This window comes from Paenibacillus radicibacter (assembly GCF_024721995.1).
In the GTDB taxonomy this organism is placed as follows: Bacteria; Bacillota; Bacilli; order Paenibacillales; family NBRC-103111; genus Paenibacillus_AM; species Paenibacillus_AM radicibacter.
The window spans coordinates 15,617-27,862 of sequence record NZ_JANQBC010000017.1 but is presented as its reverse complement, the minus strand read 5'-3'; the positions used below and the strand labels follow the sequence as shown (position 1 = coordinate 27,862).

Below are 12,246 nucleotides of genomic sequence, written 5' to 3'. Positions count from 1 at the left end.
CTAGGATTCTATCCGATTGGATAGATCGGTCTGCTTAAATAATATATGATTTTTTAATCTAAGGAGGCTATGTTTGAAATGGCTAAGTCAAAATTCGAACGTAATAAACCGCATGTTAACATCGGTACAATTGGTCACGTTGACCATGGTAAAACAACTCTAACTGCTGCAATCACAACTGTTCTTTCCACAAGATACGGTGGTGCTGCTGTAGCATTCGACCAAATCGATAAAGCTCCAGAAGAGCGCGAACGTGGTATCACGATCTCCACAGCACACGTTGAGTATGAGACTCCTAACCGTCACTACGCTCACGTTGACTGCCCTGGTCACGCCGACTACGTTAAGAACATGATTACTGGTGCTGCTCAAATGGACGGCGCTATTCTAGTAGTATCCGCTGCTGACGGCCCAATGCCACAAACTCGTGAGCACATCTTGTTGTCCAAACAAGTAGGTGTACCATACATCGTAGTATTCATGAACAAATGTGACATGGTTGAAGACGATGAGCTTCTAGAGCTAGTTGAAATGGAAATCCGTGATTTGCTTAGCGAATACGAATTCCCAGGCGACGACACTCCAATCATCCGTGGTTCTGCTCGTGAAGCGTTGCAAAACCCAGCTGGTGAGTGGGCTGACAAAATTATCGAGTTGTTCGAACAAGTCGATACTTACATCCCATTGCCTGAGCGTCAAACTGACAAGCCTTTCCTTATGCCTGTTGAGGACGTATTCTCCATCACTGGTCGTGGTACAGTTGCTACTGGCCGTGTAGAGCGTGGTACTGTTAAAGTACAAGACGAAGTTGAAATCGTTGGTATCGCTGAAGAAACTCGTAAATGTATCGTTACAGGTGTTGAGATGTTCCGTAAACTTCTTGATTCCGCTCAAGCTGGTGACAATATCGGAGCGTTGCTTCGTGGTGTAGACCGTAACGACATCGAGCGTGGTCAAGTATTGGCTAAAACGGGTTCCGTTAAGCCACACACTAACTTCTCCGCTCAAGTTTACGTTCTAACTAAAGAAGAGGGTGGCCGTCACAAGCCTTTCTTCACTGGTTACCGTCCACAGTTCTACTTCCGTACAACTGACGTTACAGGTATCATCAACCTTCCAGAAGGTACAGAGATGGTAATGCCTGGTGATAACATCACTGTAACTGTAGAATTGATCAACCCAATCGCTATCGAAGAAGGTACTCGTTTCGCTATTCGCGAAGGCGGACGTACTGTTGGCGCTGGCGCGGTTGCTACAATCTCCAAGTAATATTCATTTAAGCTTGCTTAAATGTAAGAATAAGAAGTCCATTACCCTTTGGGTAGTGGGCTTCTTTTTTTAGAGAAATAGGATTGCGCTTTTAGTGTGATTTGCTATACTAATTCCTAAATGACAACAAGAGATCTCATACATTAATAGAATGGATTAATGGGGAGGATTCATACTTATGATACTACAGGCTCGTTTGTCCCAGAAAACAGCAATTTTATTGGAACATGCACGTAAATGCCAAATATCTGATGAGGCTTTATTAGCTTGTGTAGCCGCGAGTGATATTTCTGAACTTGCAGCTGCAAAGTCTGAACAGTATGGGTATGACACTTTCATTACGTATGCTACTGAGCACCATGAGGATTTGGCTTCTGCAATTCGTGATGGATATCGAATTACGTTCAATACATTCCGTGGGCTTCAAGTGTGGTTGCACGAAAAATTCGATATCACTGAAGGTACTGATTTTGATGCAACCGAAGGCCGATTGACCGGTATTAAGTTAAGTCGTGTAGATGCTGAGGTTTTAGAAGCAAGACTCGCACCAAACTGGGTACTTAAGCGTAACGAAGATACGATAGATTTAACAGTAAGAGGACTCTAACTTACGAATTAAAGAAAAAAGTGCTCACTCCCTGACTACAGGAGGAGCACTTTTATTATTTTATGGCTGGTCGAGCTTGTAAATCGAGAATGTATTGAGCGTCATACAGATCGAGAAAATCATTACGTTTATTACGAAGTGTCTTACCATCGACACATCTGCGGTCAATAAGCATGGCGTCCGAATGAGGTTCCTCATAGGAATAAGATCCAACGCTGCAGAACACCTGATACCCCATTTTTTGCAAAGATTGAAGTCGGGGATCTCTATATGCGTAAGCAAGACCATACGGATATATATAAATCGGTGTGTCTCCTATTAATGAACCCACTTCAGCATGCCACTTTGTACTATCGCGCTCAATCTGTTCTAGACTAAGGTTTAAATGATTGGGATGACCATAGCTGTGTGATGCGAAGTTCCAACCGGTTTCTTTTAAACGTTTAATAACAGGTTTCACAGCTTCTTCTTCTATAATATGCCCAGGATTGTTGTGATTCGTTCGATAACCAAGAATACCTTCAAAACCTGTTAAAGCAAGAGTAGCTTTGGCACCTTGATGAGAAAAGTCAGGATGTTTACTCACAAACGCGTCTAATAAGGGGACGATGTCATTATCATAAGAAATCGTACCTTCGCCATTATTGGTCGACAAAGCTGCTATATTACCAAAAGGGTCTAAGATTAATTTTTCGACAATGCCGTACTTAATCATATAAGGATAGTAATTTGTATCATCAATGGAGATGACTAACGGTTTTTTGTTACGTGGGAGCATGAGCGGCTTTTGAACAATTTGTAGTTTACCATTCACTTTCCGCTGTTCAAATTGTTCTTGTATGTTGATAAGAATGAATTGTTTCTCATATATAGATTGAATGACTTTGTTGAACTCTTTGACGGTGACGAACCAATCATTCATGGCTTGCTCTTGGTAGTCACCAATGAAGGCGCGGTTTGGATAAGCAATAACAGGGTGGAAGAAGATGTGTTCAACCTTTCCCGTATAAGGGATTAGTTCACTATTTGATTGATTATCATGTAGAGTGGAAGTTCGTGTGGACGTCTGATTGGTTTTTGTCCAATTGAAATTAAATACCGTGTAACAAATTCCTACTATTATAATGAAGAAAAGAATCATGAGAAGTCTAATCCATATAGAGTTTTTGAATTGATGTGGTTGCGTCATAGCAGAGCTCCTTATTCAATCATCATGTTATAATTTTGCGCGAAAAAGCCGAAATCATTACACATAACCTGGTTTGTTAAATGGTAAATAGTTATATGCATTATTTATACTTGCAATAAGCGGAGAAATTGTATATAATCAATAGCGTTGGTCTGAGACGTTGCGATGACGTGAGAGGTTGCTGACACACCCGGCCCCTTTGCCATGGGAAAGGATGTCAGGGGATTTTCACTGAGTATGTCCGATACGAAATTGGGCGATAGAAGGAGGGACTTATAAATGGCAAAGCAAAAAATCCGTATCCGTTTGAAGGCGTATGATCACCGTGTAATTGATCAGTCCGCTGAGAAAATTGTGGAAACTGCGAAGCGTTCTGGTGCTGGTGTATCCGGTCCGATTCCACTTCCTACTGAAAAACAAATCATTACGATTCTTCGTGCGGTACACAAGTACAAGGATTCTCGCGAGCAGTTCGAAATGCGCACACACAAGCGCTTGATCGACATCGTGAACCCAACGCCGCAAACGGTTGATGCGTTGATGAGACTTGATCTGCCGTCCGGTGTGGACATTGAAATCAAATTGTAATTTTAGCTATATAAGCAAAAAAGAAACGAGGTGTCAACGATGACAAAAGGTATCTTAGGTAAAAAACTTGGAATGACTCAAGTGTTTACTCCAGAAGGTTTGGTGATTCCAGTAACAGTGATCCAAGCGGGTCCATGTGTGGTTCTTCAAAAGAAAGACATCGAGAACGACGGTTACGAATCCATCCAAATCGGTTATGGTGAGAAGAAAGAAAAAAATGCAGTTAAACCGGAAATCGGTCATGCGAAAAAAGCCGGCGCAACTCCTAAGCGCTACGTAAAAGAAATCCGCGGCGTTCAAATGGGTGACTATGAAGTTGGCCAAGAACTGAAAGCTGATCTCTTCACAGAAGGTGAATTCGTTGACGTAACAGGAACTTCCAAAGGTAAAGGATTCCAAGGTGTTATCAAACGCCACAATCAATCCACTGGACCAATGTCTCACGGTTCCCGTTACCATAGAGGACCAGGTTCCATGGGTTCCATCCAAGCTAACCGCGTTCCTAAAGGTAAGAAATTGCCAGGTCACATGGGTAGCGAAACAGTAACACTTCAAAATCTTCAAGTAATCAAAGTAGACGCAGAGCGTAACGTATTGCTAGTTAAAGGTTCCATTCCTGGTCCTAAGAACTGCTACGTAACTGTGAAGTCTGCAGTTAAAAAGTAGAAAGGAGGAATTACGATGCCAAAAGTAGCTTTATATAACGTAACTGGAGCACAAGTTGGAGAAGTGGAATTGAACGATTCCGTATTCGGTATTGAGCCTCATATCCACGTTCTACACGAAGCTGTTCTTATGCAGCAAGCATCCTTGCGCTCAGGAACACACAAGACTAAAGGTCGTTCTGAAGTACGCGGTGGCGGACGCAAGCCGTGGAAACAAAAAGGAACTGGTCGTGCACGTCAAGGTAGCATTCGCGCACCTCAATGGAAAGGTGGCGGTACGGTATTCGGACCAACACCACGCAGCTACGCTTACAAATTGCCTAAGAAAGTTCGTCGTTTAGCAATCCGTTCTGCTTTGTCTTCCAAAGTGATCGATAACGAATTGATCGTACTTGATTCATTGCAAATGAACGCTCCTAAGACGAAAGAATTCGTAGCAATCTTAAACAATCTTAAAGTAGAACGCAAAGCACTAGTTGTTGCAGCGAGCTTCGATGAGAATGTGGCATTATCCACTCGTAACATCCCTGGTGTGAAATTTGTAGTTGCTGAAGGAATTAACGTTCTTGATGTAATGACTTATGACAAATTGATCATTACTAAGGATGCGGTACAGAAGGTAGAGGAGGTGCTTGCTCAATGAAAAATCCACGCGATATCATTAAGCGCCCCATCATTACCGAACGCACAAGTGAAATGATGGCGGATAAAAAGTACACTTTTGAAGTAGAAATGAAATCCAACAAAACTGAGATCAAACAAGCAATTGAAGCGATCTTCGGTGTTAAAGTAGCTAGCGTAAACACGCTTAGAATGCCTGCTAAACCAAAGCGTTATGGCAAACATTCTGGTTACACTTCCGAGTGGAAAAAAGCGTTCGTTAAGCTTACAGCTGAAAGCAAAGACTTGGAAATTTTCCAAGGTTAATCTCTTAAAGTAAGGAGGAAATCAAGGTGCCAATTAAAAAGTATAAACCAACTTCCCCGGCACGACGTGGTATGTCCGTCTCCACTTTTGAGGAGATCACAACGTCAACACCGGAAAAGTCATTGTTAGCTCCGCTTAGCAAGACTGCTGGACGTAATAACCAAGGTAAAATTACGACTCGTCACCGTGGTGGTGGACACAAGCGTAAATACCGTTTAATCGATTTCAAGCGTAACAAGGATGGAATACCAGGTCGCGTTGCTACAATCGAATACGATCCAAACCGTACAGCGAACATTGCATTGATTCACTATGCGGATGGTGAGAAAAGATATATCTTAGCTCCTAAAGGTTTGAAAGTTAACGATGTGATTCAATCCGGTATCGGTTCCGATATCAAGATTGGTAACGCACTTGCTCTTGAAAACATTCCTGTAGGTACAGTTATCCACAATATCGAGTTAAAACCAGGTGCTGGCGGTCAAATGGTTCGTGCAGCAGGTACTGAAGCTCAATTGTTGGGTAAAGAAGAGAGATACGTTACAGTTCGTCTTTCCTCTGGTGAAGTTCGTAAAGTCTTGAAAGTTTGCCGCGCAACGATCGGTTCCGTTGGTAACCAAGATCACGAATTGATCAAGATTGGTAAAGCTGGACGTAATCGTTGGAAAGGTCAACGCCCTGAGGTTCGTGGTGTAGTAATGAACCCTAACGATCACCCACACGGTGGTGGTGAAGGCCGCGCTCCAATCGGACGTAAATCTCCAATGTCTCCATGGGGTAAACCAACTCTTGGATTCAAAACTCGTAAAAAAGGCAAAGCTTCCGACAAGTACATCGTTCGCCGTCGTACGAAGTAAGTTTTGCAGTGATAGCAATATCCAGATACAGAGAAGGGAGGACTATCAATGGGACGCAGCTTAAAAAAAGGACCGTTTATTGATTCTTACATGCTGAAGAAAGTTGACGAAATGGAAGCATCTGGCAAGAAGACTGTTATTAAAACATGGTCTCGCCGTTCTACTATTTTCCCACAATTCGTTGGTCACACTTTCGGCGTATACGATGGAAGAAAACACGTACCTGTTTATGTAACTGAGGACATGGTAGGTCACAAGCTAGGTGAATTCTCACCAACTCGTACTTACAAAAGTCACGATGACGATAAGAAAACAGGTAAGCGTTAATTGATTTTTTGTTAAGAGAGGAGGTACTACCATGCAAGCAAAAGCTGCTGCGAATTTCGTTCGGATTGCTCCTCGTAAAGCTCAACTTGTTGTTGACTTGATCAGAGGCAAGGCTGTAGGTGATGCAATTGCGATTCTTCGCCACACACCAAGATCAGCTTCTCCGATTGTAGAGAAAGTCGTGAATTCTGCTATCGCAAATGCAGAGCATAACTTCTCCATGGATCCTAACAACTTAGTGATCAGTGAGATTTACGTGAATCAAGGACCGACTCTGAAACGCTTCCGCGCTCGTGCGATGGGACGTGCAAGTCGTATTAATAAGCGCACAAGCCACATTACTGTAGTGGTATCTGAAAAATAAGGAGGGATAACGTGTGGGTCAAAAAGTAAACCCAGTAGGACTTAGAATAGGTATTATTCGTGATTGGGAATCCAAATGGTTCGCTGAAAAGGATTTCGGAAAACTTCTAATTGAAGACGTGAAAATTCGCGAATACTTGAAGAACAAACTAAAAGACTCTGCAGTTTCCCATTTTGATATTGAACGTGCTGCACAGCGCGTTAATGTTACAATCCATACAGCTAAGCCTGGTATGGTAATTGGTAAAGGTGGAGCAGAAGTTGAAGTGATTCGTACTCATCTTGCAGCACTAACTGGCAAGAAAGTCCACATCAACATTGCAGAAATTAAATATGCAGATCTAGATGCTATCCTAGTTGCTGAGAGTATTGCTCAACAATTAGAGCGTCGTGTATCTTTCCGTCGTGCGATGAAACAAGCGATGCAAAGAACAATGAGATCTGGTGCAAAAGGAATTAAAGTTGCGACTAGCGGCCGTCTTGGCGGAGCTGAAATCGCTCGTAGTGAAGGTTATAGCGAAGGAACGGTTCCACTTCATACTCTTCGTGCGGATATCGATTACGGTACTGCTGAAGCGCACACGACTTATGGTCTAATTGGTGTGAAAGTATGGATCTATCGTGGAGAGGTTCTTCCGACTGCTAAGAAGAAAGTACAATCGGAAGGAGGCAACTAATTATGTTAGTACCTAAACGTGTAAAACACCGTAAAGAACACCGCGGTAGCATGAAAGGTCGCGCTAAAGGCGGCACGGAAGTGTCCTTCGGCGAATTCGGCTTGCAAGCACTTGAACCGGCTTGGGTAACAAACCGTCAAATCGAGGCAGCTCGTATTGCGATGACGCGTTACATCAAACGTGGTGGTAAAGTATGGATCAAAATCTTCCCTTCTAAGCCTGTTACTCAAAAACCTCTAGAAGTACGTATGGGTAGCGGTAAAGGTAACGTTGAGAAGTGGGTTTGCGTAGTTAAACCTGGAAAAGTTATGTTTGAACTTGCTGGAGTTAGCGAAGAAATTGCTCGCGAAGCTATGCGTTTGGCAATGCATAAGTTGCCAATCAAGTGTAAGTTCGTGAAGAGAGAAGAAGTGGGTGGTGAAGTAAATGAAGGCTAGTGAGTTCCGCAACCTTACCACTGCAGAGATCGAACAAAAAATTACCGGATTTAAAGAAGAGCTCTTTAACCTCCGTTTTCAGCTAGCTACCGGTCAACTGGACAACCCAGTACAAATTCGTGAATTGCGTAAAGAAATCGCACGTGCGAAGACCGTTTTGCGTGAGAGAGAATTGGGTATTGGTTAAGAAATCTTAAGAAGAGGAGGTTTCTCAAATGACTGAAAAGCGTAATGAACGTAAAGTTCAGCTTGGTAAAGTTGTCAGCGACAAAATGGATAAAACCATCGTTGTAGCTGTTGAAACTTATAAGAAGCATGATCTCTACCACAAGAGAATCAAATATACGAAGAAATTCAAAGCACATGATGAGAACAATGACGCTAAAATTGGCGACACTGTAAAAATCATGGAAACTCGTCCACTTTCGAAGGATAAAACTTGGAGATTGGTTGAGATTGTACAAAAAGCGGTTATTATATAAGTAGAAGACCTGAAACCCGAGAGGAGGGAATACAATGATCCAACCTTTTACTCGTTTAAGCGTTGCTGACAACTCCGGTGCTAAGAAGTTAATGTGCATCCGCGTGTTGGGTGGTACAGGACGTCGTGCTGGTTATATCGGCGATTTGATCGTTTGCTCCGTGAAAGAAGCAACACCAGGGGGCGTTGTCAAAAAAGGTGATGTAGTTAAAGCAGTTATCGTGCGTACGAAGAATTCGACACGCCGTAAAGACGGTTCCTATATTACATTTGACGAAAACGCAGCAGTAATCGTAAAAGAAGATAAGAGCCCACGTGGTACTCGTATTTTCGGACCTGTTGCTCGCGAACTTCGCGACAGAGAGTTCATGAAAATCGTGTCCCTTGCTCCAGAGGTAATCTAATTCGGCATTTATTGCCGTAGAGTGAATCCTTACGCAGTAAGTTTTCCTTAGGAGGTGTAATCCACAGTGCCAAAAACTAAAAAGAGACTTGAGTCTCATAACAATAAGCTTCATGTGAAGAAAGACGATACGGTATTCGTTATCACAGGTAAAGATAAAGGCAAAAAAGGCCGTATCTTAGCTGCATACCCTCGTCAAAACCGTGTGTTGGTTGAAGGCGTGAATATGGTTAAGAAACATACTAAACCTTCACAACTAAACCCACAAGGCGGAATCATCTCTAAAGAAGCAGCAATCCACGTTTCCAACGTGATGCTTGTTGATCCGAAGAGTGGTAAACCTACTCGTGTAGGTTACAAAACGCTTGAAAACGGTAATAAAGTTCGCGTAGCGAAAAAATCCGGTGAAGTAATCGATAAATAATAGCCACGGAAAGGAGGACCTTAACTCATGGCAGTAAGAATGAAAGAGCGTTACCTTAATGAAATTACTCCTGCTCTAATGCAGAAGTTCAGCTATACGACTGTAATGCAAGTGCCTAAGATCGAGAAAGTTGTTATCAACATGGGTGTTGGTGAAGCAGTATCCAACTCCAAAGTGCTTGATCACGCAGTAGCTGACTTGGAAAAGATCACTGGTCAAAAACCAGTAATCACAAGAGCTAAAAAATCAATCGCAGGCTTCAAACTTCGTGAGAACATGCCTATCGGGGCTAAAGTAACACTACGCGGCGAGCGTATGTACTACTTCCTTGATAAATTGTTCAACGTTTCTCTTCCACGTGTACGTGACTTCCGTGGTGTATCATCAAAAGCATTTGATGGTCGCGGTAACTACACACTTGGACTTAAAGAGCAACTAATTTTCCCTGAGATCGAGTACGATCAAGTGGATAAAACACGCGGTATGGATATCGTAATCGTAACAACTGCAAAAACCGATGAAGAGTCCCGCGAATTGCTTACGCAATTGGGAATGCCTTTTGTAAAATAAAGGAACCGAGTTTTCTGTTTGAAAACTTTCAGGAGGTGTAATCTGAAGTGGCAAAAACTTCGATGATAGTTAAGCAACAACGTCCACCGAAGTTCAAAGTGCAGGCATATACACGCTGTGAGCGTTGTGGTCGTCCGCACTCCGTACTTCGCAAGTTTAAAGTTTGCAGAATTTGTTTCCGCGAATTAGCACATAAAGGTCAGATTCCAGGTGTTAAAAAAGCAAGCTGGTAATCAATCGATTTTCGGGAAGGAGGTTTACACAAATGGTTATGTCAGATCCAATTGCTGATATGCTAACACGCATTCGCAATGCTAACATCGTTCGTCATGAAACAGTTGAAATTCCATCTTCCAAGTCGAAGAGAGAAATCGCTGAGATCCTTAAAAAAGAAGGATTTATCCGTGATGCTGAATATGTTGAGGACAACAAGCAAGGGATTATCCGTTTATTCTTGAAATACGGCTCCAACAACGAGCGTGTAATTTCCGGTCTAAAAAGAATTTCCAAGCCAGGTCTTCGCGTATACACGAAAAGCCAAGAGATTCCTCGCGTACTAGGAGGACTTGGAATTGCCATTATCTCCACTTCAAAAGGAGTAATGACAGACAAAGAAGCTCGTCAGTCCAAAGCTGGTGGCGAGGTAATTTGCTACGTTTGGTAATTTAACGCAATTGAATGGAGGTGCAAAGACATGTCACGTATTGGTCGCAAGCCCATTACAATTCCTAGCGGTGTGACTGTAACCCTAGATAACACTTTGATTACAGTTAAGGGACCGAAAGGTTCTTTATCCCGTGATCTTCATAAAGATATGAAAGTTAGCGTTCAAGACGATATGATTAACGTAGAACGTCCATCCGAACATAAATTGCATCGCTCCCTGCACGGTACAACGCGCAGCGTGATCGCAAACATGGTTAACGGTGTGACTGAAGGTTATGCTAAGACTCTTGAACTAGTAGGCGTAGGTTATCGTGCTAACAAAACTGGCGACAAGCTAGTTTTAAACGTAGGATACTCCCACCCTGTTGAGTTTACACCTGATTCAGGCATCGAGTTCGAAGTACCGGTGAATACGAAAATTATCATCAAAGGTATTGATAAAGAACTAGTTGGTGCAATCGCTGCTAAAGTTCGTTCCGTACGCGAGCCTGAGCCGTATAAAGGTAAAGGTATCAAGTATGAAGGCGAACGCATACTTCGTAAAGAAGGTAAAGCTGGTAAGAAGAAATAAGACAGCTAATTGGCTAGCCTTTCAATCACTCATAGTCTTTTACAAAGAGATGTTTGATTACAAGACGGCTAATTCATCTAAAGAGGCAAAGGCTTCTTAATAAAGATGAAAGGAGTACAATCCATGATTACTAAAAGCGACAAGAACAAAGCGCGCTTGAAGAGACATCTTCGTGTACGTAAGAAAATCGAAGGTACGACTGCTCGTCCTCGTTTGAACATTTTCCGTTCTGAGAAACACATGTACGCACAAATTATCGATGATGTTCAAGGCATTACACTAGCTGCTGCTTCTACTCAAGAGAAAGAGTTGAGCGAAGGCAATGGCGGTAACGTTGAAGCTGCTCGTAAAGTTGGAGCGCTAATCGCGACTCGTGCTAAAGAAAAAGGCATCGATAAAGTGGTATTTGACCGTAGCGGTTATTTATATCATGGTCGTGTTCAAGCGCTTGCTGATGCAGCGCGTGAAGCAGGACTTGAATTCTAATTAGTAAATTTTAAAGGAGGTATAGACTTGCGAGTAGATCCGAATACTTTAGAACTCACAGAAAAAGTTGTTCATATTAACCGCGTTGCTAAAGTAGTAAAAGGCGGACGTCGTTTCAGCTTTAGTGCACTCGTTGTTGTCGGCGACGGCAAAGGCTGGGTAGGCGCAGGGATCGGTAAAGCATCCGAGGTTCCAGACGCGATTCGTAAAGGAATCGAAGATGCTAAGAAAAACTTGATCCATATTCCAATCGTAGGAACAACAATTCCTCACTTAGTGAACGGAAAATTTGGTGCAGGACATGTCCTACTTAAACCAGCTTCCCAAGGTACTGGGGTAATCGCTGGCGGTCCAGTTCGTGCAGTACTTGAACTTGCAGGTATTGGCGATATCTTGACAAAATCTCTTGGTTCCTCAAACTCCATGAACATGGTTAACGCTACTTTAGAAGGCTTGTCCCGTCTAAAGAGAGCTGATGAGGTAGCTAAACTTCGCGGTAAAACCGTGAAAGAGCTTTTAGGTTAGGAGGGGTAAACATGGCAAAACAACTTCAAATTACCCTAAAGCGTAGTCTTATCGGTCGCCCTGAAGGGCAACGAGTGACTGTGAACACACTTGGTCTTCGTAAGTTGCACCAAACCGTTGTTCAAGCTGACAATGCTGCTATTCGCGGCATGGTAAACCAAGTAAGTCACTTAGTAGAAGTTAAAGAAATTGAAGCGTAATGCATACAAAAGCT

Annotated in this window: 23 protein-coding genes; 22 read left to right on the top strand and 1 reads right to left on the bottom strand. The window is 42.7% G+C overall.

From position 1 onward, the window contains the following. Window positions 1-78: 78 nt before the first annotated feature. On the top strand, window positions 79-1,269 hold the full coding sequence (tuf, locus tag NV379_RS24480; RefSeq protein ID WP_258209972.1) for an elongation factor Tu: 1,191 nt from the start codon (window positions 79-81) through the stop codon (window positions 1,267-1,269). 178 nt (window positions 1,270-1,447) lie between these two features. After that, window positions 1,448-1,876: a hypothetical protein gene (locus tag NV379_RS24475; RefSeq protein ID WP_258209971.1), complete on the top strand. Its 429-nt coding sequence runs from the start codon at window positions 1,448-1,450 to the stop codon at window positions 1,874-1,876. Between the two features lie 55 nt (window positions 1,877-1,931). Here the strand turns inward: NV379_RS24475 and NV379_RS24470 are convergent, their stop codons facing one another. Beyond that, complete coding sequence (locus NV379_RS24470; RefSeq protein WP_258209970.1) at window positions 1,932-3,065, bottom strand: polysaccharide deacetylase family protein; 1,134 nt, start codon at window positions 3,063-3,065, stop codon at window positions 1,932-1,934. Window positions 3,066-3,344: 279 nt separating this feature from the next. Between NV379_RS24470 and rpsJ the strand changes: the two genes are divergently transcribed. The 20 genes from rpsJ to rpmD all read left to right on the top strand — a co-directional run bounded on the left by rpsJ (window position 3,345) and on the right by rpmD (window position 12,232). Continuing rightward, window positions 3,345-3,653 carry a 30S ribosomal protein S10 gene (rpsJ, locus tag NV379_RS24465; protein ID WP_023482171.1) on the top strand — a complete coding sequence of 103 codons (309 nt, stop codon included), beginning with the start codon at window positions 3,345-3,347 and terminating at the stop codon, window positions 3,651-3,653. A 39-nt stretch (window positions 3,654-3,692) separates the two neighbouring features. Continuing rightward, the gene (rplC, locus tag NV379_RS24460; RefSeq protein ID WP_258209969.1) at window positions 3,693-4,319 is read left to right on the top strand and encodes a 50S ribosomal protein L3; all 627 of its coding nucleotides are present in this window, start codon (window positions 3,693-3,695) and stop codon (window positions 4,317-4,319) included. A 15-nt stretch (window positions 4,320-4,334) separates the two neighbouring features. After that, complete coding sequence (gene rplD / locus NV379_RS24455) at window positions 4,335-4,961, top strand: 50S ribosomal protein L4 (protein WP_258209968.1); 627 nt, start codon at window positions 4,335-4,337, stop codon at window positions 4,959-4,961. Next, window positions 4,958-5,245 (top strand): 50S ribosomal protein L23, encoded by a 288-nt coding sequence (gene rplW / locus NV379_RS24450; protein ID WP_258209967.1) that lies wholly within the window; start codon window positions 4,958-4,960, stop codon window positions 5,243-5,245. Before rplD ends, rplW begins: the two co-directional genes overlap by 4 nt. A 26-nt stretch (window positions 5,246-5,271) precedes the next feature. After that, window positions 5,272-6,102: a 50S ribosomal protein L2 gene (gene rplB, locus NV379_RS24445; RefSeq protein WP_258209966.1), complete on the top strand. Its 831-nt coding sequence runs from the start codon at window positions 5,272-5,274 to the stop codon at window positions 6,100-6,102. 48 nt (window positions 6,103-6,150) lie between these two features. Next, window positions 6,151-6,429 (top strand): 30S ribosomal protein S19, encoded by a 279-nt coding sequence (gene rpsS, locus NV379_RS24440; RefSeq protein ID WP_258209965.1) that lies wholly within the window; start codon window positions 6,151-6,153, stop codon window positions 6,427-6,429. A 31-nt stretch (window positions 6,430-6,460) separates the two neighbouring features. Next, window positions 6,461-6,793, top strand: coding sequence for a 50S ribosomal protein L22 (gene rplV, locus NV379_RS24435; protein ID WP_258209964.1), 333 nt, complete (start codon window positions 6,461-6,463; stop codon window positions 6,791-6,793). Window positions 6,794-6,806: 13 nt separating this feature from the next. Then, on the top strand, window positions 6,807-7,469 hold the full coding sequence (gene rpsC / locus NV379_RS24430) for a 30S ribosomal protein S3 (RefSeq protein WP_258209963.1): 663 nt from the start codon (window positions 6,807-6,809) through the stop codon (window positions 7,467-7,469). A gap of 2 nt (window positions 7,470-7,471) precedes the next feature. After that, the gene (rplP, locus tag NV379_RS24425) at window positions 7,472-7,906 is read left to right on the top strand and encodes a 50S ribosomal protein L16 (RefSeq protein ID WP_258209962.1); all 435 of its coding nucleotides are present in this window, start codon (window positions 7,472-7,474) and stop codon (window positions 7,904-7,906) included. Continuing rightward, window positions 7,896-8,093, top strand: a complete 198-nt coding sequence (rpmC, locus tag NV379_RS24420; RefSeq protein WP_258209961.1) for a 50S ribosomal protein L29 — start codon at window positions 7,896-7,898, stop codon at window positions 8,091-8,093. The genes rplP and rpmC overlap by 11 nt, the downstream gene beginning before the upstream one ends. Window positions 8,094-8,121: 28 nt before the next feature. After that, window positions 8,122-8,388, top strand: a complete 267-nt coding sequence (gene rpsQ / locus NV379_RS24415) for a 30S ribosomal protein S17 (RefSeq protein ID WP_258209960.1) — start codon at window positions 8,122-8,124, stop codon at window positions 8,386-8,388. Window positions 8,389-8,422: 34 nt separating this feature from the next. Continuing rightward, complete coding sequence (gene rplN, locus NV379_RS24410) at window positions 8,423-8,791, top strand: 50S ribosomal protein L14 (protein ID WP_258209959.1); 369 nt, start codon at window positions 8,423-8,425, stop codon at window positions 8,789-8,791. A gap of 66 nt (window positions 8,792-8,857) precedes the next feature. Further along, a complete protein-coding gene (gene rplX / locus NV379_RS24405; protein ID WP_258209958.1) occupies window positions 8,858-9,214 on the top strand; it encodes a 50S ribosomal protein L24 in 357 nt (118 codons plus the stop codon). Between the two features lie 27 nt (window positions 9,215-9,241). Then, the gene (rplE, locus tag NV379_RS24400; protein ID WP_258209957.1) at window positions 9,242-9,784 is read left to right on the top strand and encodes a 50S ribosomal protein L5; all 543 of its coding nucleotides are present in this window, start codon (window positions 9,242-9,244) and stop codon (window positions 9,782-9,784) included. Between the two features lie 47 nt (window positions 9,785-9,831). Next, window positions 9,832-10,017 (top strand): type Z 30S ribosomal protein S14, encoded by a 186-nt coding sequence (locus tag NV379_RS24395; RefSeq protein ID WP_258209956.1) that lies wholly within the window; start codon window positions 9,832-9,834, stop codon window positions 10,015-10,017. 32 nt (window positions 10,018-10,049) lie between these two features. Continuing rightward, a complete protein-coding gene (gene rpsH, locus NV379_RS24390; RefSeq protein WP_258209955.1) occupies window positions 10,050-10,448 on the top strand; it encodes a 30S ribosomal protein S8 in 399 nt (132 codons plus the stop codon). A gap of 30 nt (window positions 10,449-10,478) precedes the next feature. Further along, window positions 10,479-11,021 carry a 50S ribosomal protein L6 gene (rplF, locus tag NV379_RS24385; protein ID WP_258209954.1) on the top strand — a complete coding sequence of 181 codons (543 nt, stop codon included), beginning with the start codon at window positions 10,479-10,481 and terminating at the stop codon, window positions 11,019-11,021. 123 nt (window positions 11,022-11,144) lie between these two features. Continuing rightward, window positions 11,145-11,507, top strand: a complete 363-nt coding sequence (rplR, locus tag NV379_RS24380; protein WP_258209953.1) for a 50S ribosomal protein L18 — start codon at window positions 11,145-11,147, stop codon at window positions 11,505-11,507. A 27-nt stretch (window positions 11,508-11,534) separates the two neighbouring features. Continuing rightward, a complete protein-coding gene (rpsE, locus tag NV379_RS24375; protein WP_258209952.1) occupies window positions 11,535-12,032 on the top strand; it encodes a 30S ribosomal protein S5 in 498 nt (165 codons plus the stop codon). Between the two features lie 11 nt (window positions 12,033-12,043). Beyond that, the gene (rpmD, locus tag NV379_RS24370) at window positions 12,044-12,232 is read left to right on the top strand and encodes a 50S ribosomal protein L30 (protein ID WP_258209951.1); all 189 of its coding nucleotides are present in this window, start codon (window positions 12,044-12,046) and stop codon (window positions 12,230-12,232) included. Window positions 12,233-12,246 lie beyond the last annotated feature (14 nt).

Excerpts from the sequence above, each read along its gene's own strand:
- tuf (WP_258209972.1), top strand. The coding sequence starts at position 79 with ATGGCTAAGTCAAAATTCGAACGTAATAAACCGCATGTTAACATCGGT.
- NV379_RS24475 (WP_258209971.1), top strand. The coding sequence starts at position 1,448 with ATGATACTACAGGCTCGTTTGTCCCAGAAAACAGCAATTTTATTGGAA.
- NV379_RS24470 (WP_258209970.1), bottom strand. The coding sequence starts at position 3,065 with ATGACGCAACCACATCAATTCAAAAACTCTATATGGATTAGACTTCTC.
- rpsJ (WP_023482171.1), top strand. The coding sequence starts at position 3,345 with ATGGCAAAGCAAAAAATCCGTATCCGTTTGAAGGCGTATGATCACCGT.
- rplC (WP_258209969.1), top strand. The coding sequence starts at position 3,693 with ATGACAAAAGGTATCTTAGGTAAAAAACTTGGAATGACTCAAGTGTTT.
- rplD (WP_258209968.1), top strand. The coding sequence starts at position 4,335 with ATGCCAAAAGTAGCTTTATATAACGTAACTGGAGCACAAGTTGGAGAA.
- rplW (WP_258209967.1), top strand. The coding sequence starts at position 4,958 with ATGAAAAATCCACGCGATATCATTAAGCGCCCCATCATTACCGAACGC.
- rpsS (WP_258209965.1), top strand. The coding sequence starts at position 6,151 with ATGGGACGCAGCTTAAAAAAAGGACCGTTTATTGATTCTTACATGCTG.
- rplV (WP_258209964.1), top strand. The coding sequence starts at position 6,461 with ATGCAAGCAAAAGCTGCTGCGAATTTCGTTCGGATTGCTCCTCGTAAA.
- rplP (WP_258209962.1), top strand. The coding sequence starts at position 7,472 with ATGTTAGTACCTAAACGTGTAAAACACCGTAAAGAACACCGCGGTAGC.
- rpmC (WP_258209961.1), top strand. The coding sequence starts at position 7,896 with ATGAAGGCTAGTGAGTTCCGCAACCTTACCACTGCAGAGATCGAACAA.
- rpsQ (WP_258209960.1), top strand. The coding sequence starts at position 8,122 with ATGACTGAAAAGCGTAATGAACGTAAAGTTCAGCTTGGTAAAGTTGTC.
- rplN (WP_258209959.1), top strand. The coding sequence starts at position 8,423 with ATGATCCAACCTTTTACTCGTTTAAGCGTTGCTGACAACTCCGGTGCT.
- rplE (WP_258209957.1), top strand. The coding sequence starts at position 9,242 with ATGGCAGTAAGAATGAAAGAGCGTTACCTTAATGAAATTACTCCTGCT.
- rpsH (WP_258209955.1), top strand. The coding sequence starts at position 10,050 with ATGGTTATGTCAGATCCAATTGCTGATATGCTAACACGCATTCGCAAT.
- rplF (WP_258209954.1), top strand. The coding sequence starts at position 10,479 with ATGTCACGTATTGGTCGCAAGCCCATTACAATTCCTAGCGGTGTGACT.
- rplR (WP_258209953.1), top strand. The coding sequence starts at position 11,145 with ATGATTACTAAAAGCGACAAGAACAAAGCGCGCTTGAAGAGACATCTT.
- rpmD (WP_258209951.1), top strand. The coding sequence starts at position 12,044 with ATGGCAAAACAACTTCAAATTACCCTAAAGCGTAGTCTTATCGGTCGC.